The 19,636-nt window shown below is 53.3% G+C and carries 14 protein-coding genes and 1 pseudogene; 4 read left to right on the forward strand and 11 right to left on the reverse strand.

Annotated elements, in window-relative coordinates; genetic code table 11:
- Nucleotides 1-94: 94 nt before the first annotated feature.
- The 6 genes from ACYVJM_RS17640 to ACYVJM_RS17665 all read right to left on the reverse strand — a co-directional run bounded on the left by ACYVJM_RS17640 (nt 95) and on the right by ACYVJM_RS17665 (nt 8,693).
- Nucleotides 95-1,051 (reverse strand): D-2-hydroxyacid dehydrogenase, encoded by a 957-nt coding sequence (locus tag ACYVJM_RS17640; RefSeq protein ID WP_461149541.1) that lies wholly within the window; start codon nt 1,049-1,051, stop codon nt 95-97.
- Nucleotides 1,052-1,138: 87 nt separating this feature from the next.
- Nucleotides 1,139-2,908 carry an L-lactate permease gene (locus tag ACYVJM_RS17645; protein WP_461149542.1) on the reverse strand — a complete coding sequence of 590 codons (1,770 nt, stop codon included), beginning with the start codon at nt 2,906-2,908 and terminating at the stop codon, nt 1,139-1,141.
- 25 nt (nt 2,909-2,933) lie between these two features.
- Complete coding sequence (locus tag ACYVJM_RS17650) at nt 2,934-5,099, reverse strand: alpha-amylase family protein (protein ID WP_461149543.1); 2,166 nt, start codon at nt 5,097-5,099, stop codon at nt 2,934-2,936.
- Between the two features lie 84 nt (nt 5,100-5,183).
- A complete protein-coding gene (locus tag ACYVJM_RS17655) occupies nt 5,184-6,140 on the reverse strand; it encodes an NAD(P)/FAD-dependent oxidoreductase (RefSeq protein ID WP_461149544.1) in 957 nt (318 codons plus the stop codon).
- 258 nt (nt 6,141-6,398) lie between these two features.
- Complete coding sequence (locus ACYVJM_RS17660; RefSeq protein WP_461149545.1) at nt 6,399-8,111, reverse strand: GMC oxidoreductase; 1,713 nt, start codon at nt 8,109-8,111, stop codon at nt 6,399-6,401.
- A gap of 24 nt (nt 8,112-8,135) precedes the next feature.
- A complete protein-coding gene (locus ACYVJM_RS17665) occupies nt 8,136-8,693 on the reverse strand; it encodes a gluconate 2-dehydrogenase subunit 3 family protein (protein ID WP_461149546.1) in 558 nt (185 codons plus the stop codon).
- Between the two features lie 191 nt (nt 8,694-8,884).
- On the opposite strand from ACYVJM_RS17665, the gene ACYVJM_RS17670 reads away from it, so the two are divergent.
- A complete protein-coding gene (locus tag ACYVJM_RS17670; protein WP_461149547.1) occupies nt 8,885-9,844 on the forward strand; it encodes an HNH endonuclease in 960 nt (319 codons plus the stop codon).
- 617 nt (nt 9,845-10,461) lie between these two features.
- Here the strand turns inward: ACYVJM_RS17670 and tnpA are convergent.
- Together tnpA and ACYVJM_RS17680 are read right to left on the reverse strand one after the other, a co-directional pair.
- A complete protein-coding gene (tnpA, locus tag ACYVJM_RS17675) occupies nt 10,462-10,923 on the reverse strand; it encodes an IS200/IS605 family transposase (protein WP_461149548.1) in 462 nt (153 codons plus the stop codon).
- An 83-nt stretch (nt 10,924-11,006) separates the two neighbouring features.
- Nucleotides 11,007-12,140 (reverse strand): annotated as a pseudogene (locus tag ACYVJM_RS17680) (cysteine desulfurase family protein); the annotation flags it as partial.
- A gap of 221 nt (nt 12,141-12,361) precedes the next feature.
- On the opposite strand from ACYVJM_RS17680, the gene ACYVJM_RS17685 reads away from it, so the two are divergent.
- Nucleotides 12,362-13,585 (forward strand): S8 family peptidase, encoded by a 1,224-nt coding sequence (locus ACYVJM_RS17685; protein WP_461149549.1) that lies wholly within the window; start codon nt 12,362-12,364, stop codon nt 13,583-13,585.
- 72 nt (nt 13,586-13,657) lie between these two features.
- Here the strand turns inward: ACYVJM_RS17685 and ACYVJM_RS17690 are convergent, their stop codons facing one another.
- On the reverse strand, nt 13,658-14,836 hold the full coding sequence (locus ACYVJM_RS17690) for a hypothetical protein (protein WP_461149550.1): 1,179 nt from the start codon (nt 14,834-14,836) through the stop codon (nt 13,658-13,660).
- 580 nt (nt 14,837-15,416) lie between these two features.
- On the opposite strand from ACYVJM_RS17690, the gene ACYVJM_RS17695 reads away from it, so the two are divergent.
- Together ACYVJM_RS17695 and ACYVJM_RS17700 are read left to right on the forward strand one after the other, a co-directional pair.
- The gene (locus ACYVJM_RS17695; protein ID WP_461149551.1) at nt 15,417-16,361 is read left to right on the forward strand and encodes a polysaccharide deacetylase family protein; all 945 of its coding nucleotides are present in this window, start codon (nt 15,417-15,419) and stop codon (nt 16,359-16,361) included.
- 157 nt (nt 16,362-16,518) lie between these two features.
- Nucleotides 16,519-17,367: a polysaccharide deacetylase family protein gene (locus ACYVJM_RS17700; RefSeq protein WP_461149552.1), complete on the forward strand. Its 849-nt coding sequence runs from the start codon at nt 16,519-16,521 to the stop codon at nt 17,365-17,367.
- Between the two features lie 117 nt (nt 17,368-17,484).
- Here ACYVJM_RS17700 and ACYVJM_RS17705 read toward each other — a convergent pair whose 3' ends face one another.
- Both ACYVJM_RS17705 and ACYVJM_RS17710 read right to left on the reverse strand, forming a co-directional pair.
- The gene (locus ACYVJM_RS17705; protein WP_461149553.1) at nt 17,485-18,324 is read right to left on the reverse strand and encodes a ThuA domain-containing protein; all 840 of its coding nucleotides are present in this window, start codon (nt 18,322-18,324) and stop codon (nt 17,485-17,487) included.
- 280 nt (nt 18,325-18,604) lie between these two features.
- Nucleotides 18,605-19,630, reverse strand: a complete 1,026-nt coding sequence (locus tag ACYVJM_RS17710; protein ID WP_461149554.1) for a sugar phosphate isomerase/epimerase family protein — start codon at nt 19,628-19,630, stop codon at nt 18,605-18,607.
- Nucleotides 19,631-19,636 lie beyond the last annotated feature (6 nt).

Genomic DNA, 19,636 nt, shown 5'->3' on the forward strand with positions numbered 1-19,636 from the left:
AAGATGCTTCCCTCGTCGGGATGACAAAAACACGCGTGTAACTTGCTTCTACAGGAAATGAAACACGGGCGAAGGACGCTGCAAGACATCCCTGCTAATTCACCACATTCATCGGCTTGCCGTCCAGAAACGCGGCCAGGTTATCGACGGTAATGGCCATGAGCCGGGCGCGGGCTTCGGTGGTGGCCCAGGCGATATGTGGGGTGATCAGGCAGTTTTTTGCCGTAAACAGCGGGTTGTCGGGCAGGGGTGGCTCTTTCGACAGCACGTCGATACCGGCTCCGGCAATGACGCCGTTGTTCAGCGCGTCGGCCAGATCCTGATCGACAATGATCGGTCCGCGTGACGTATTCAGCAGAAAGGCCGATGGCTTCATCAGGGCCAGGTTTTCTTTGTTGATAAGCCCCTGTGTTTCGGGTACCAAGGGCGTGTGGATGCTCACCACATCCGACTCCGCCAGCAGGTCGGGAATCTCCGCCCATTTGAAGTTTGACCGGTGCGACTGATCGGTGCGGTGCCGTTTGGAGCCGATGATGTTCATACCAAAAGCCGTGGCCACATCGGCTACTTTCTCGCCGATACTCCCGAAGCCAATGATGCCCATCGTTTTGCCCGCCAGTTCGATGAGCGGGTAATCCCAGAAACAGAAATCCACCGACCGTGCCCACTTGCCGTCTCGCACTGAATCGCTGTGCCGCTGCACGTGCAGAGTCAGCTCGAGCAGGAGAGCAAAGGTCAACTGAACAACGGAGGGCGTGCCATAACCGGGTACATTGCTGACCACGACCCCGTTCTTTTTCGCGGTGGCGATGTCGACAATGTTGAAGCCGGTAGCCAGAACGCTGATGAATTTTAGGTTGGGTAACTGGTTTAGCGTAGCCTCATCCAGGGGCGTTTTATTGGTAAAAACGATGTCGGCCTCTTTGGCCCGTTCCACGATCTGATCGGCGGGCGTTCGGTCATACACCGTTACGTCGGCCAGTTTTTCAATGCCTTCCCAGGATAAATCGCCCGGGTTCAGGGTGTAGCCATCTAATACGACAATCTTCATTAGTAAGTTTTCTTTTGTTCGTTTGGTAAGCAGGATATAGACGGGTTTGTTCGGGTCAGGCCGGAGCTTGGTCCAGACAGATGCCGGTCAACTCGCTACCGTTGTCGCCGGTTTTTCCTTCCCCGCCATTGTTTTGATCATGACCCCAATCGCTACCAAAACTACGGCTAATATGCCCAGATACAGATACCCTTTCGTCAGATCCGGCAGAACGGCGGCTTTCTTACCGTCGAGCATTTCATAGACCGGAATCATCCATTTCAGCACGTAGGCCTGTGCCAGTGTCAGAAAACTGATGAAGATCAGCATGAAAAAGCTGTGCTTCACCGTAAACCGAAACAGTTGCGACTCTTTGCCCACCAGATTACCGGCTGCGGCTGCTACGGCAATGGATTGGGGCGAGATCATTTTACCCACCACACCCCCCGACACGTTGGCCGCTACCGTCACCACCGGGTCGACACCGATGGACTGTGCCGTGGCATACTGAAGTTTGCTGAACAAGGCGTTGGCCGACGTATCGGAGCCCGTAATAAACACCCCCAGCCAGCCCAGCACGGGCGCAAAGAAGGGAAACAGGATGCCCGTACTGGCCAGCACAGCCGCCAGCGTGAGCGTAATGCCGGAGTCGTTCAGGATGTAGGCAAAAGCCAGCACCGAGGCCACCGACAGAATGGGAAACCGCAACTGAACCAGGGTTTCGCCAAATACCTTCGCACCTTGCCGGTAGGTCAGCCCGACCAGCGGAATGGCGATGAGAGCCGCCAGCAGAATTGCCGTTCCGGCCGCCGAGAGGTAGTTGACTTTGAAGAGCTTGGGGGTTGGATTGCCGTCGCTGCCCAGAATAGCATTGTGCAGACCAGGGAACTCGAACTGGAACAGACCGGCGGAGTTGAGCACGTCTTTGATTGGCTGCATGCCCCACGAAATAATGATGATCGTCAGCACGATAAACGGCGACCACGCCCGGATCACCTGCCCGGCGGTGTAGCTGATGCTGGTATCGACTGTGGCGGCTGGTTCGTTCTCAAAACGCCAGATGGTTTTAGGTTTCCAGTAGCGCAGGAAGGTCATCAGGCAGATAATCGACCCCAGGCCCGCGATAACATCGGGCAGGGCGGGGCCGAGGAAGTTGGACGAAAAATACTGGAGAAAGGCAAACGAAACGCCCGACACTACAACGGCGGGCCATATTTCGGACGCTTTTCGGAATCCGGCAATGATGCTAACCAGATAAAACGGCAGCATGACGGAGAGGATAGGCAGCGTTCGGCCCACCATCTGCGAAATGGGCAGCTCCGGAATACCCGACACCTGCGAGGCCACTGTAATAGGGATACCAATAGAGCCAAACGCCACCGGAGCGGTGTTGGCAATCAGACAAATACCCGACGCATAGAGCGGGTTAAATCCCAGCCCGACCAGCATAGCCGCCGTAATAGCCACGGGCGCGCCAAACCCGGCGGTACCTTCCAGAAACGAGCCGAACGAAAACGCAATCAACAGACCCTGCAGCCGTCGGTCAGCGGTGATAGACCCCATGAAGTACTTGATGATTTCGAACTGCCCGCTTTTCACGGTGAGATTGAACAGAAAAACCGCCATGATCACCAGCCAGCATATGGGAAACAGGCCATACAAGGCACCGTGTGCCGCCGACAGCAGCGCCAGCCCGACGGGCATGCCATACACCAGCGTAGCAATAAGCATGGCCAGCCCCGTAGCCACCAGGCTAGCCTGATACCCTTTCATTTTCCGGATGATGAGTGCCCAGAATATAAACAGGATGGGGATCAGTGCGACCAGTACGGATAACGTAATGTTGTTGAAGGGGTCAATAACTTGTTTCCAGGTCATGAGGGTGGGGGTTGGGGGTGGTAACTCACGCCAAATCCAGCGCTACGATTTCGTGGTCGAGAACTTTCGGCACGCTTAGCGATACCTTTCCATTTTTGATCTCAAACTTTGGCTTCTGTCCGCTCATGAGCAATGTCACACCCGTCACGGTGGCGCCCTTGGGAACCTGAACCGACACCTGCGCATCGACCGGAATCAACTCGCGGAAGGGGCCTTTCATCATCATGGGATTCGTCAGGTTGACCAGGTGAACCGTCATGGAATTGGCCTGCCGCCAAACGTTGACATCCATCACGCCCGGCCCCGTTACGGCGGCAATGGGCTCTTCATCAAGCGCCCAGTTAATGACGTTACTCAACAGTTGACCGTGATCCACGTTCAGCAACTGCCAGAACGAGCGGTCCAGATCGCCGGGGATGTACGCGACACGGCCTTTACCCACCTGCCGCAGGTACAGCTCCCGCGTATCGGTCTCAGCCACGCGTGGGTACACATCTTCCATCGGTAAATCAGGATAGGTCGGAATAAGGGTAACCGGGCTGGAGAAAGTCGCCGTGGGTTTCACGTCGACTTTATAAATGGCGTTGATGATCCGGGGGGTATCGTCCAGACCGTTTAGAATGGCCTGGCTCTGGCTGTTCTTCGCATCGTGGCGGAGGTGCAGATAGCTGTTCCGCATGGGGCCTTCCACCTTACCGGCATACGACACCCCCAGCAAACTCGCCAGACCAAAGTCCGGGCGCTGGTTGCCCTCTTCGTCGTACAGCGATGTTTCAAAGGTAGCCATCAGGCTCCCGCCCGCATTTACAAACGCCTGTAGCTGGGCACACTGCGCCTTAGAAAGAGCCGCAATATTGGGCAGAATCAGCAGCTTGAACCGCTTCAGGTCGCTGGGTGTGAGCAGCCGGTCGTTTACCATATCGAACGGAATCCGGCTTTCGACCAATGTCTGGTAGATACCGTCGAGGTGGTCGCTGCTTTTCTGCTGCCAGGGTTTGCCGCCGTAGTTGCGGTCGGTCTGCTCCGAATACACCACCCCCACCCGCGCCATCGAGGCCGTATTGCGGAGGTAGGTTTCGTTTTTGTGATAGCCCTCGTATACTTTCGCCACGGACTCCATCCAGCGTTTGTCGTAGATGTCGCCCCCGAACTTAACGAAGCACGGGCGCATTCCGTTGGCCGTTCCTTCGGCCACCCAGATCCGGATTTCGGCATCGCTCTGAACGGAGTCTTTCCAGCGGTATTCCTCTTCGATACCCACGCTGAAAATACCGATCAGGGGCTTCATGCCCAGCGTCGAACGCAGTTCTTTGGCGCCTTTGCCATTGGCCCAGGGCGCCATCAGTCCACGCCTGGCCTGCTGGTCGGCGAAGAACAGATCGGCTTCTTTGCCGGTTACGATTTTATCGGGAAAGCCGTTGGGAATGAACCGGGATGCGGGCCGCTGCTGCCGGATACCGGCATCCCACAAGGCCCACACCTCGCGCAACCGGTTCGTTCGCCATTCCGACCATTTGCGGTAAGTTGGGTCCAGCCGCTCTATTTTTTTCGGCAACTCCAGACCCGATGCCGCTTTGAAATTACGGGTACAGTGTTCGCAGTAGCAAATGTCGTGACCGGCCCAGCGATTCGAGAAAATGCCTTCGGGCTGAAACCGCTGCATGATCTCTTTGTTCACCTGGGGCATAAACTCGAAGTTATACGGTCCCAGCGAGCAGGTGACCCACAACTCCGGATTCGCCCAGTGACGACGTTTGGTGCCATCGACATTAACCGCAATCCAGTCGGGGTGGGCGTCGTACACATTCTGGCGGGCGGCATGGGGATCGGTCCGGAGCATGATTTTCATACCCTGTTTTTTACAACCTTCTACCAGATACCCCAGCGTATCAGCGTTGCCCAAATAATCGCTTCGGTGATGCAGCGGGATGTTGGTGGGGTAGAAAGCCACCACGCCACCGGCACTAAGCAGGGCGCCATCGGCATGAATCCGTTTGAAATAACTCAGCCAGAAATCGGGGTCGTAATGGCCGGGGTCACGCTCCACAAACGCCAGTTGTGCCCACCGCATCGGGCCATCCAGCCAGAGTGGTTCGGCTAGCGCAGGGATGTTGGCCATCGACCTCTGACCCGCCAGTGCATAAGCACCGCTCAGGAGGCCGGTTGTCTTGATAAACGCTCTACGTTCCATGAAGTAAGGGCAGGAGATGAACACAACAGGTTCTCAAAAAAACAGAGATTATTTTGGTCGTATTCTACTCTTACCCCGTCCGTGCTACAGAAATCCCGCCATTGCCAGGCCAGATGTAAACGCCCCCTCTACATTCCCCTCGCCGAAACCATCGCCCCCGAATAATAATGGCAGCGGGGCTTCTACGGCCAGAAACGGGGCCGGGTGCCGCTGGTCGGCCAGGCTGTAGCGCCAGCGGTGTACCTGAATGGTGCTGATGTTGTCGGCAGGAATTAAGTCGGCTAGTTGGCCGACCAGTAGTTGGCCAACGGCGTTCAGGTCGCCGTCAAAATGCGTTCGGCTGAAATCGGCGTTGGCGTGTATCGTTACGGACGGCTGACCGGGCGAGATGCCTTTCTGTCCGTTGTCGGCTACCCAGGCAATATTGCCGGTTTCGTAGCGGATGGCGTTGGGCATGGAAACCGGTTGGTGGAGCGCTAGCATCACGGCAATGCAGGGTTGATAACGGATGGCCGAGAGCGCCGACCGATCGGCCGTAGACAAGGCGAATTCGCTTCGGTCAGCGAGCGCCAGTGCCTGCGGAGCCGGTACGGTGATGAGCAGCGCATCGGCCCGGTAAGAGGTTCCGGACTCTGTTTCCACGAGCCACTGGCTCCCATCGACCCGAAACGATAAGACCGTCTGGGACGTCAGTACGGTCAGGTCGCGGCTCAGGGCTTTGGCAACGGCGTTCATCCCGTCGATACCCACATAGTGCGGCTGATCGACGGTGGTGTCGGCCGGACCGGGCTGTGCAGGTTCCCATTGGGCAATGACGTTTTCGGCCAGCAGTTCCTGAACGACCTCCCGAAGTTCGGGCGTGGTGGCTGAGAAATATTGCGCACCATGATCGGCGCGGGCCTGCTCGATGCGCCGGGTTGCCAGTCGACCACCTACCCCCCGACCTTTATCGAGCACGACAACATCCCAATCCTGTAAGCGTAAGGCGCGGGCAGCGGCCAGACCCGCCATACCTGCACCAATAATAAGAGAAGACGGCATGTAGTTGAAATGATGATTGGGGTGCAAGGTAGGGGGTTGGCGTGGAATCTACCCCACCCCAATCCCTTCCCTGAAAACAGGGGAGGGGCTAAAAGCCGGACGTTGGGGCTCTACGCTCCGTAAGTGGTGTCAGTTTCTTAAAACTGACAAGTTAGGTTACTCAAAACCTAACGGATATGCTATTCGCCTGACGAAATTTGAAGAATAATAACGGGTTCTGTCCGGGCCAAGCTCCGACTTGGCCCGGACAGAACTCACTCAAAGACTCCTCGCTTTCAACTGCGCTACGGCATAGCTGGCGGCTCGGGCGGTGAGCGCCATGTAGGTCAGCGATGGGTTTACGTTCGAGGCCGACGCCATTGCCGAGCCATCCGTAACAAATACGTTTTTGCAGGTATGTACCTGATTGTATTTGTTGAGCACCGACGTTTTGGGATCGCGTCCCATGCGGGCGGTCCCCATTTCGTGGATACCCAGTCCCATGTGTGCCGCCGGGTTATCGTACGGAACCACGTTTTTGAACCCGGCAGCTTCCAGCATTTCGGCGCCGTCGTTCATGATGTCTTTCCGCATGGCCCGGTCGTTAGCACTGAAATCAGCGTCGAACACCACCTGCGGCAGGCCCCATTTGTCGGTTTTATCGGGGCTGAGGTAGAACCGGTTGTTAGGATCGGGCAGCACCTCGCCAAAGCCGGTGAGGCTCATTTTCCAAGGGCCGGGCTGCGTCATTCTCTTCTTGAAGTCAGCACCGAAACCCGGTTCCGCACCACCCCTCGACCAGTCGGCGCGGGCTGCTCCGCCCTGGTAGCCAAATCCGCGCAGGTAGTCGCGTTTTTTGTCGTTGCCCCAGTTGCGGAAACGGGGGATGTACAGACTACCCGGACGAGCCCCGAAATAGTGATCGTCTTCGAACCCTTCGATATCGGCTCTGGCTCCAACGGCCAGGTGGTGGTCCATCAGGTTGCGGCCCAGCTGGTCGCTGTCGTTGCCCAGTCCATTGGGGAAACGGGCTGATTTCGAATTCATCAGAATGGACGTAGAGCCAATCGTTCCGGCGTTGAGGAACAGTACTTTGGCGTAAAATTCCCGCACCTCCATTGTGTTCTGGTCGATGACCCGCACCCCTTTGGCTTTCTGGGCGTGATCGTCCAGAATGATCTCTTTGACAATGGCGTTGTGGATAATTGTCAGCCGGTTAGTGCTTCGGGCGGCTGGCAATGTGGCTGCCAGCGAGCTGAAATACGCCCCGAACGGACACCCGCGTGTGCAGCGGTTCCGGAACTGGCAACTCGCCCGACCCACCGCCGTATGCCAGGGCTGCGGTTTGGTGAGGTGCGCCACCCGCCCTATGGTAATGGGCCGATTTAACTTCTGCGCGACCGATTTTTTAAAATGTACTTCCGGGGCGGTCATCGCCATGGGCGGCTGAAAGATGCTGTCGGGCAACACGGCTAAGCCCTCGGCCTGGCCGCTGACGCCTACGAATTTCTCGACGTAGTTGTACCAGGGCACCAGATCTTCGTAGCGAATGGGCCAGTCGATGCCGAGTCCCTCTTTGGCATTGGCCAGAAAATCTTCCCGATTCCAGCGGTAGGTATGTTTCCCCCAGATCAGCGATTTGCCGCCGGTATGGTACCCCCGAATCCAGTTAAACGGCCGTTTCTGGATATACGGATGCTCTTTGTCGTTGGTGAAATTGAACTGGCTGCCCTCTTTGGCCGAGAAGAACATGCTGGCGTAGTGCTCTTCGGCGGCCACCGTCGTGATCTTGCCCCGGTGCTCAAACTCCCAGGGGTCCTGCATGGCAGTTTTATAATCCTCCACGTGTTTGATTTCGTAGCCGCGTTCCAGCACGAGTACGTTCAGCCCTTTTTCGGTTAATTCTTTAGCGGCCCAGCCACCCGTCATACCGGAACCCACCACGATAGCGTCGTAGGTCTGGGCTTTTTGTGCATTTATATTCAGATTCATATGGAATAGACGTCGTGAATGGAATTAAACCTGGTTGCCGTACATGAAATCTTTCTGCCCCGGCCTGATCTTGATTGGCTCGAATTTTCCCGGAATGGGCTGGTAATCGAACGATGCCTTGATACCCGCTTCCGATGTAAAATACCCCCAGACGGTCAGCTCTTTGATCAGTTGCCAGAACGACACCGAACCGGCTTTGGCGTTGGCCAGTGCCTGGGCTTCGACCTGTTTGAGGAGCGATGTCTGCTGATCGGACGATGCGGTCAGGAAACGCTTGCCCGCCAGATCGCCGAGGCCCGCCAGAAACGTATCCTGCACAGGTTTGGCATAGCAATCGCGCAGGATGATCTCAATAAAATCAGGAACACCGGCATCGACGGCACCGGGCGTATCGGTTTTAGGAATAATGAGTTCGGCTACCCGCGCCATAATCTCCCGTTGCTCTTCGTTGAGTATCGACGCGCTCTTTCCCCGGCTTTCGGGATTCGTCTGGCTCCAGCGGTCAAAGGCCAGTAATGTCGGGGCCGAGAGGGTTCCGCCCAGCATGAGGCTAACCCGTGATAATGCTTCCCGTCTGTTCATCCGTTGTGTATAGCTAAGTACGTTTAGTAAAAGGCGATTGAGGTCAATTAATACCGCGTTGGGGAGGGATTTTATTGGTGTGGCGGGTTGGGGCGGTGTTACACACAGCTGTTGATAAAGATAGCAAATTTATAAGGCCGCATGTGTGGCTGGTACTGTGCTATATTTACCTGTTCAATTTTCGTTGACTTATGCCTCTTTTTGATCAGACACAGGTAGCCATCTACACCCGAAGATTTACGAAGCTTAAACAAGGGGATACCAAATACGGCAAAGCTCCCCACAAGCCTGTTTTTCTGCTCACGTTGCTTGAACTGTTGGAAAAGCGGCTCATCACCGAAAACCGGGTGACAATTACGCCCGAACTGGTGGCGATCTTCAAGGAAAACTTCTCGCTGCTGGTACAAACAGCGCATAAAGACGATTTCACACAACCATTTTATTACCTGCAAAACGATGGTTTCTGGTTTCTGAAGACCAAAACCGGGGAGAAGCTCGATGCGTATATCCGAAGCGTTCAAACCCTCAGCGACCGGCTCGACTTTGGCTACTTTGCCGACGATCTATTTAATCTACTGCTGGATGATTACGCTCGTCTGCACTTGAAAAACACCCTCCTCGACTACTATTTCCCCGAAACCAAAACCGGATTCCTCCGTATCAAAAACGCTGGACGTAGCTACCTGCATGATCTGGAGACCTACCTGTTGAACGAAAAAGAAGTGCCTTACGCACCTCTTTCGGCCACTGATGATGAAGAAACACGTTTTGTGCGTGGTGGCCTGTTCAAGAAGCTGGTACCTAAAGTCTATGATTTTACCTGCGCGATTTCGGGAATGAAAGTCATTTCGGTTGATGGGGCCTCATTGATCGAGGCTTGTCACATCGTACCCATCAGCGTATCGGGCGATGATAAAGTCACCAACGGCATTGCCCTGTGCCCGAACCTGCACACCGCTTTTGATCGGGGTATGATTGGCGTCGATGACCAGTTACGCGTAGTTGTCTCGCCCTCTTTAGCCGATAACATGGCCAGCCCTTATAATTTAAAGCAGTTTCATGGCCAACCCCTACGATTGCCATTCGGTGACGTACACAACCCAAAAATGGAGAGTTTCCGGTGGCACATGCGGGAGCGGTTCAGGCGGTAAATCAATACATCGCTGGCCCCACATGCAACTGTACAACGGGGAAAATTCAATCCCAGTCACGGCCCCAGACTACGTTGCCATGCTTAATCATCATGTACACGAAATGTACACGACCTCGGAGTCATGTACAAAAAAGGTGTGTCATTGTACATGATAAATCTTGGCCGACCAGCCAGCAGTTTTTGCCGTAACGACGGCCCGGCGATGCCTTCAGCTGTTATGTCCCTACGGGACAGTGGTAATGGGGTGAATAGGTTCTACCGTAACGACGGCCCGGCGACGCTACGCTGTTTGCCCCTACGGGGCAATGGCTTTGTGGCGGAATGACGGTGTTTCTACTGTAACGACGGCCTGGCGACGCCTTCGCTGTTGTGTCCCTACGGGACAGCGAATTTGAGGGTAATTGTTTATATTTCTACCGACGCTGGCGCTGTTATGTCCCTACGGGACGGGTGGTAAATGGGGTGCGTGTGTTCATTTATACCGACGCTATGCTTTTAGTGGCCTATTTGCCAGCACTTGATTTGGGCATGCTGTCCCGTAGGGACATACTAGCGTAGCGTCGGTAGGGATGAGAAAAGTCCCCTTGCTTGCTTTCGTCCCTTAGGGACGAGACATTATTCAAGCGGTTTGAATAGATACCGTTCATCGTACTCAATACCGAAAACGTCTAAAAATCGGCGATACTCTTCTAAAAATGTGCGCGTTCGGTGATGCTCTTCCTGATTCTCAATGTAGTTGATAACGGCTGGTAATTGGCTTTTACCATACGAGAATGCGCCGTATCCCTCCTGCCAGGCAAATCGACTACCAATGAACTGTTGTTCATTAATCCATTTGGACGAGCTTTGTTTTATATCCTGCATCAATTCAGAAAGGGATTGTGTAGGTCGCATACCGATCAGGATATGTACATGGTCAGGCATACCATTAATAGCGATCAGTTTATGGTTATGATTATGGATGATGCCTGTTATATAGTTGTAGAGATCATATTTCCAGATGGAAGAAATGACAGCAGTGCGGTGTTTGACGGCAAAAACGAGTTGGAGATGAATTTGGGTATAGGTGTTTGGCATTTTAGTAAGTCAGGAAATGAAGCAATTTGACGTTAGTGTTTTCGCTACGTCAACTCAATTTCTGACTATCTTTTTAGAAGAGGTTACACTAATGCCCGTAACTCCTCCACAACTCCCTTGATGGCGTCAACCGTCGCCACTACATCGGCTTCGGTGTTGAAGCGCCCCAGGCTGAACCGCAGGCAGGCAAAGGCTTCGGTTTCGGTCAGACCCATGGCCAGTAATACGTGCGAGGGATCAATGGAGGCCGCTGTACAGGCTGAGCCATTGGAAACGGCAATGCCTTCCAGACCCATAATGAGGGCGTCGCTGTCGCAGTTTTCAAAGTAGATATTCGTGGTGTTATAAAGCCGATGGTCACTGCTGCCATTGACCCGCGTACCGGCAATGGTGAGCAGGGCCGTTTCGAGCTGATCCCGTAGAGCCGCATTACATTTTGTTTCGTTTGTCATTTCCAGCCTAGCCAGTTCGGCAGCTTTGCCAATGTCCACAATACCCGGCACATTGAGCGTGCCACTGCGTAAGCCGCGTTCATGGCCACCCCCATGCAGGAGGGCTTCCAGCTTTACTTTATTCGGTCTACGCTGCCGCACAAATAGGCCGCCCACGCCTTTAGGGCCGTAAAACTTGTGGCCCGAGAAAGCAAGCAAATCTATATCGGACTTATCCACATCCAGCGGCAGTTTACCCACAGCCTGGGTAGCGTCGGTCATGAACAGAGCCCCGACTTCGTGGGCAAGTTCGGCGATTTGCTCGATGGGCTGAATAACGCCCGTTTCGTTATTGACCGCCATGACTGACACCAGAATCGTATCGGGGCGGAGGGCGGCTTTTACAACGTCCAGATCCAGCAACCCGTCAGGCAGAACGGGCAGATAAGTGACCTCATAGCCGCGCTTCTCCAGATACGCGCACACATCGAGTACGGCTTTGTGTTCGGTTTGTACCGTTACAATGTGTTTGCCTTTGCCGGCATAATTCTCAGCCACGCCTTTAATGGCCAGGTTGATGGCTTCCGTAGCACCCGAAGTAAAGACCAGTTCGTGGGTTTCGCAGTGGAGTAGATCGGCGATCTGCTGGCGGGCCTGCTTTACGGCTTCACTGGCCGAAACACCAAACGGGTGCGTACTGGCCGCATTGGCAAAGTTATCGGTCAGAAACGGCATCATGGCGTCCAGCACGCGCGGGTCCAGCTTCGTCGTAGCGTTGTTGTCTAGCCGGGCCGCCGATGCGGTAGATCATAGGGTAAAGATACACAGCCTTGAGAAAGAAGGGAAGGCGACTGGTTTGCCAGTGCCTTATTCGTTCCGGTATCCCGTTGAATATTATTTAATCCTATCGATATAATATTCTTGTGCTATTTTGGGCTAATGTATAAATTGGCGAAGTATGATTATTGCTTCACCTATTTCTTTCACTTTTCTAATCTCCAGTCAGTATGTTCAATCATTCCTTGAAAAGAGCCCTATGGTCGGCATTAGTGCCAGCCCTGCTAGCGGCCTGCCAGCCCGTAGATACCTTTCAGCGCCAGCCGGATGATGTAGTCCGTTACGGTAGCCAGGCATCGTCGGCACGGGCCGCTGCCGATGTGCAGAAATACATTGTCACTTTCAAAGCCGACCCACTCATCGCCCGTGCGCTGCCCGAAAACGCCGGTGCGTATGATGCGCGGGTTCAACAGATGCAGGGGTTGATTGCGCGATTGGTAGGGACCGATATTGCCGGGAAGACCCAGGAGGTCTACACCACGGCCATTCGTGGTTTTGCCGCCGAGCTTACTGCCGCCGAACTCGCCCGCTTGCAACGGTTACCTTTCATTGCCAGTATTGTGCCCGATCAGGTAGTTTCACTGGCCGTGCCAACGGGCACCGACATAACGATAGGGGCTCAGACGATACCCTGGGGTATCGAACGGGTGGGTGGCGTTCGGGCTTATACCGGTTCTAATAAGGCCTGGGTTCTCGACACAGGTATTGATTTCGATCATCCAGACCTGAATGTCGATGTGGCATTGTGCCGCAATTTTAATAACCCACGGCGCAATGCCGATGACGACAACGGGCATGGCTCACACGTGGCCGGTACCATTGGCGCTAAAAACAACGACTTTGGGGTAGTGGGTGTTGCGCCGGGTGTGCGCGTAATCGCGGTGAAAGTACTGGCAGCATCGGGGAGTGGTTCTTACTCGGGCGTCATTGCCGGCATCGACTATGTAGCCTCAGCGGGTGCGCCGGGCGATGTAGCAAACATGAGTCTGGGCGGACCCGTTTATGCACCGGTTGATGAAGCGGTGAAAGGGGCAGCCAGCAAAGGAATCTTATTCGCGCTGGCGGCAGGCAACGAGTCACAGAATGCGAATAACTCTTCTCCGGGTCGTACTGAAGCACAAAACGTCTATACCGTTTCGGCTCATGACTATAACGACAAATTTGCGTCGTTCTCCAACTTCGGAAATCCACCCATCGACTGGTGTGCGCCCGGTGTGAGCATTCTGTCGACCTGGCGTTCGGGCGGTTACCGAACCATTAGCGGCACCTCAATGGCAACACCCCACGTAGCGGGTATCCTGTTGTATGGCAAACCAGTTTCACGCGGGACAGTAATCGGTGACCGGGACAGCACTCCGGACCAGCTGGCAAAACTGCCTTCGTTAACGCAGTAAGGCCGGTATTTTCTTTAAAATGCAGAAGGCCGGAAGTAATTCCGGCCTTCTGCATTTTAAAGAAAATACCGGCTAGGGTAATACGGCTCCTGATGTTTGGTTAATGATGCTGGTGTTGCCATTGCCTGTTTGCTGAATCTGCAACAGGTTATTAATACCGGTTTGGGTCACAATAAGGGAATTGTTGTTACCCTGCTGCATAACAAAACCCGTCGATGTTTCATTGAGGATAACGTTACCGGTACCGCTCTGCTGAAAGATAGCCTGATTCTCCATGCCAGTCTGAATAACGCCTGATACGTTGGAATCGCCCGTTTGGGTAATCTGAGCGTTGTTGGAATAGGATATACCTTGTCCGGCCTGGCCCTGACCAATGTAAGCCTGGTTATCATCGCCCGTTTGTGTAATGCTGGCCTGACCGCCAATAGCCGCAAACTGCTCAATGGCAGCCTGGTTGTAAAGGCCAGTCTGCGCTATACTTGCTACGCTGCCGATTGTTGCAAAATCAGACTGATCAATGTAGCTGCTGTTGCCAAAGCCAGACTGGAAAATGGTAGCATTGTTATCCGGGCCAGCTCCATTTTCCTGGTAGATTTCAGCCATGTTTTGATCGCCCTCCTGGGTAATCTGGGCGGTCTGGGCAAATGTACTGGTCTGATTGATATACGCCTGATTACCACCAATTAAATACAGGGTCCCGTTCTGCAGGATGGTAGCCGTTTGATTTGCACCACTCTGCCGAATTTCGGCGGCATCCTGGTAGCTCACGTTGGTCTGCGTAATGGTAGCGGTGTTGCCCGCGCCGGTTCCACTTTGTTCAATGCCCGCCGAACTGCCAATGGCCGTAAGCTGACTCACGGTTGCCTTATGATTGGTACCAACTTGATTGATCGATACTTCGCTGCCGTAGGTGAGAAAGTCCGACTGATTGGCCAGGGCATCGTTGTTGGTGCCGTTTTGTAATATCTGGATAAATGTGCCGGGGCCGGAGCCGTTATCCTGAGTTGCAACGGCTTTGTTGCTACCGCCGGTTTGCGTAATGTTAATTTCCTGGGCGTAGGTGCTGGTTTGGGAAGTTGTCAGCTGGTTGTTGGTTCCGTCCTGTACCGCAAGGACTTTCTGGCCTTGTCCCTCCTGGTTGAGCGAGGCTTGGTTATCAGTGCCGGTCTGGATTAGGGTGGTAACGTTTGTTTGGGCATATGCAGCAGCCATGGTCAGGAGCATAGACCATGTAAGTAAGATTTTTTTCATGTTTTAAAAGGTAAGTTGAAATTAAAAAGAAACTGTTGAGGCACGGATAAATCATCTTCCATAAAGTCTGAATAAATCAGGTAAATATCCTGACCGACCCTACTACGAAGCTCACGGTAACACCCATCAGGCGATCAGTGTTTTGGCAGGCAAGGGTGTGGATAAGCGTCTTAGAACGAACCGGCAGGATAGTAATTGAATGGAAATGATTGGGTTGAGTGTCTTTGTCCTTTTCAGAAATTTCATCCGGGGGGCCGTTTCCCTTTCACGAAATACAGGTTCAGGTAGGATTAAGTCTAGATAAACCATGTGCTAAATGTATGTTGTTGTCGCGTAAGACTAGCGCCGTTAACTAAGTTAAGCAGGTCGGGTTGCTAAAAACATGAAAAGTTTTATGACCATGTCCGCATATGGCAGCTGTTTACTTAGCCAGGGATTTGATTGTGGCGCCAATGAACGCTCTATAGGACATTGATTGTCAGTAGTCTTATGCTGCGTTCGTACGTAATGCTGTTTCGTTCGCTAAGTTTCCGTTGCTGCCAGTTGGGTTTTAAGTATGTTTGGAACATATTAACTAACTATGTTCAGTCGTAAAATTATTCCGTTTGCTACGGCCTTTGGCCTCTCTGTCTTATTCACTAATGGCTTGTCGGGTTGCCAGTCAAAAGGCTCCGCAACGACCGAAACCTCAGCTGATTCAGTAGCCAGCGTAGCCAGTAACCCGTCGGTGGCCGAAAAACCGGCTGGTAAAAACGCCGAAGCCAATACGGCAGCAGCGCCCGACCCGTCCAGTATCCCGGCCAGCAAAATCGCCGATGCCGCCACCATTCTGGCCCGGCCGCAGGTACCTGTTTTATGTTATCATCAGATTCGCGACTGGCGCGCCAGCGACTCCAAATCAGCAAAAGATTATATCATTCCCGTTGCGGCTTTCCGCGAACAGATGAAAATGCTGGCCGATAGTGGTTACCACACCATCCTGCCCGATCAACTCTACGCGTATCTGGCAACGGGCGCACCGCTGCCGCCTAAACCAATCATGCTTACCTTCGATGATGGCGATCTCGACCAGTACACGGTAGCCGCTCCCGAACTCGAAAAGCATGGGTTCAAAGGCGCTTTCTTCATCATGACCGTCGCCATTGGCCGACATGGCAAACAGCCCTATATGGACAAGGCCCAGATTAAGGACCTGTCAGAACGGGGGCATGCCATTGGGGCGCATACCTGGGATCATCACAACGTGAAAAAATACCAGGGTGAAGATTGGAAGATTCAATTGGAAGAGCCGAAGGCCAAACTGGAAACGATCATCGGAAAACCTATCCATTATTTTGCTTATCCGTTTGGTTTGTGGAATAAGCAGGCGCTGCCCGAATTACAAAAACGTGGCTATGTAGCTGCGTTCACTCTGGCCGACAAACGGGACGACAGCATGCCGCTCTACACCGTCCGCCGGATCATTGCCGGAGGTCAGTGGAAAGCCACGACCATGTACCGCAATATGATTCAAAGCTTCGACTAAGCGTTTTAGGCTGGTAAGATCAAACGAGCGGGCTATTTCTGGCAGAAATAGCCCGCTCGCCTGTTTTAACCTAATCGATCAGGAGATTGATTCGTGATTGGCTTTTAGAGGTGGTACCGGTACGCCCGAGCAAACACACATTCAAATGCACTGCCTGATGAAATTCTGCATCTTCTTTCTCCTATCGGCTCTTCTTTCTGTTTCGGCGGCTGTGGCGCAACAGAAACCACCCCGCCTGATTATTCGGGGCGACGACATGGGCTATTCGCATGCCGGGAACGAAGCCCTTGTAAAATGTTACAAAGACGGTATCGAGAAGTCGATCGAAGTGCTGGTACCCTCGCCCTGGTTTCCCGAAGCGGTTGACATGCTGAAGCAGATTCCCTCGGCCGATGTAGGTATTCATTTAACCCTGACCAGCGAATGGGATAACGTAAAGTGGCGCCCACTGACCGACTGCCCCAGTCTGCGGGATGCCGATGGCTATTTCTTCCCGATGGTTCGCCCGAATAAGGATTATCCCAAACGCTCGGTCGTGGAAAACGACTGGAAACTCGCCGATATTGAAAAGGAGTTTCGGGCGCAGATCGAACTGGCGATGCGGAAGATACCACGTATAAGCCATATCTCCGGCCACATGGGTTGTACCAGTCTCAACGACGAGGTGAAGGCCATCGTTAACAAGCTGGCCAGCGAGTATCACCTGCTCAATCCTGGCGAAGCCGAAGTTACCAGAGCCGGCTATATCGGGGCGCACACTACCTCAGCCGAAAAACTTCAGAGCTTTATGAGCATGCTCGAAAGTCTGGAAGCTGGAAAAACGTACATGTTTGTCGATCACCCCGGACTCGATACGCCGGAAGTACAGGCCATTCACCACATTGGTTATGAGAACGTTGCCGCCGACCGGCAGGGAGTCACCGACATCTGGACGAACCCAAAAGTGAAGGAGTTGATCAAAAAGAAAGGCATTCAGTTGATCGGCTACAATGATTTGACGAAGTAATACTGTATTAAACGACCCGTGCCATGGTTTTGAACCATGGCACGGGTCGTTTACGTGGTGTCGGGTTTTAGAACCTGACATCACACGTATTTACCTCAATTACCTATTTACTATTTATCAGAACCGTCCGGCCCATTCGATACCGGCCACAATATGCGGCATGGCGTATTTGTCGGTGAAGGTTTCGTTGGTGTGTCCCATGCCTGTGTAGAACACACGCCCTTTCCCGATTACGTTAGTCCAGGAAATGGGGTGATCGCCTTCCATCGCCTTCGGGAAGGTAGCTATGTAAGTCGCTTCGTTCAGGGTTAGCAACACCTGAATGCTGTCTTTACCCCGAACGCTTTGCTTAAAATTATACCACTCGTCGGCCTTGTGGAATTTGGCCGGTAAGTGCTGCGTTGTCGGGTGATTTCTAACATCCGTAATGATTTCGGCATCGGGTGTATGCTCGGGGTAGAGCGGATGGTCGCGGAAGTGGGTGCCAAGCATATGATCGTACCAATCCCAGTCGTATTCGGTATCGGATGCGGCATGAATACCCACATAGCCACCGCCGTTCTCGATAAATTTCTCGAAGGCTTTTTCCTGCTCCGGTGTCAAGATATCTCCCGTGGTCGACAGGAAGACGACCGTTTTGAACCGGCGGAGGTAATCGTCGTTGAAGAAAGCCCCGTTTTCGGTGGTTCGAACATCCCAGCCTTTTTGGGCGCCCACTTTTTTAAGGGCCTCAATACCCGGCTCAATGGACTCGTGCCGGAAACCGTTGGTCTTGGAGAAAATCAGAACGCCTTTTGGGCCAACCAGTCCGGGGTCGGCGGGGCGAGTGGTTTCAAAGACCGGTTTTTGCCAGGGTAATTTACGGGTTACATACATCCCAAACGTAACAAAGCCGCCTATTAACAGAGCTAGAAAAAGGACGATGCCTAAGAGAATTTTTACAAGTCTACGGAGCATGGTAAGAGCCAGGATTTAAAAGAGTGTTAAAGAATCTACTAGTTTTATAAGCCTTTAGGCCGGGCCGCCGTTGCGGGATTGAGGGGTAATATTAACGTGAATAATGGATGTATTGAGAACTAAATATTTGGATATCAGTGACTCGTTTTTGTCATCCCGACGAAAGGAGGGATCTTCGGCAAGCTGGAACACTTCGTCTCTACCGAAGATCCCTCCTTTCGTCGGGATGACAAAAACGAGTCTTGTTCAATCGTTAAACTGTCCGTTATTCATGGTAATTTTATGCTAATTCCGTGCGAACCCGTTCGAGTAACGTTTTGGTGGCCTGAATGCCGGCATTTGTCGACAGATAGCCACCCGTTGGATTGTACAGGCTCATGATGCCGCCCTCGTATTCGACACCAACGTACCCGCTGAAACCCGCGTCTTTGATGATCTTAAACATCTTCCGGAAGTCGGTTTCGGTTTCGTTACCCTGCGCGTCGAACTTATGGGTTTTGGCACTGATCCCTTTGGCGTACGGCATCATTTTCTTCACACCTTCATACCGGTCGTACTCCTTCACACAGGTCGTACTCATAATCCCTTTTATGTCGTTCGTTTCGGGCTTGCTGCGTTGCCGGCAGAAATTCCCGAAGTCGGGCAGCAGACCCGCGTTGGGCATGTTCACCTGTTTCAGCACACCCACCAGCCAGTCGATGTCCGTCGAGTTACCGAAGTGGTTCTCCACAATCACGTTCATCTTTGATTTGGCGGCATATTCCAGCAGCTTGTGGTACCCGTCGGCGGCAGTTTTGGCGGCTTCGTCGGCGGGGTCGTCGGCCACGCCCGAAATGGCCCGGGAGGTATCGCCGAGGTTGACCCGAATGGCGCTGCAACCCAGAAACTTGGCCGCGTCGACCCAGGCGTAGTGCGATTCGACCGCCTGCTTACGTTTGGCCGCGTCCAGATCGGCAATATTCGCCCCATCGACCATGATGAGGTTGTTCTTCATACCCAGGTCGTCGCAGCGTTGTTTAAGCTCCTTCAAATACGTCTGATCAGTATGCTTGTTATTGAAGAACATCGATACGTATTCGAGCACGTTAATGCCGAAATCGTTTTTGGCCCGGGCCGGAAAGTCCATGTTGGTCATCTTACCCGACATAAGCTCGCCCGCAAAGGAGAACTCGGCCAGTGAAATGTCGAAACTGAACTTCTTAGCGCTCATTTCTGCGAAAAGTTGGTTGGGTAAGGATGATGCCAGGCCCACTCCGGCGGCCGTCAGGCCGAGTTGATTAAGAAAACTGCGACGCGATTGTGTCATAGTAAT

Source organism: Spirosoma pulveris, from assembly GCF_054781875.1.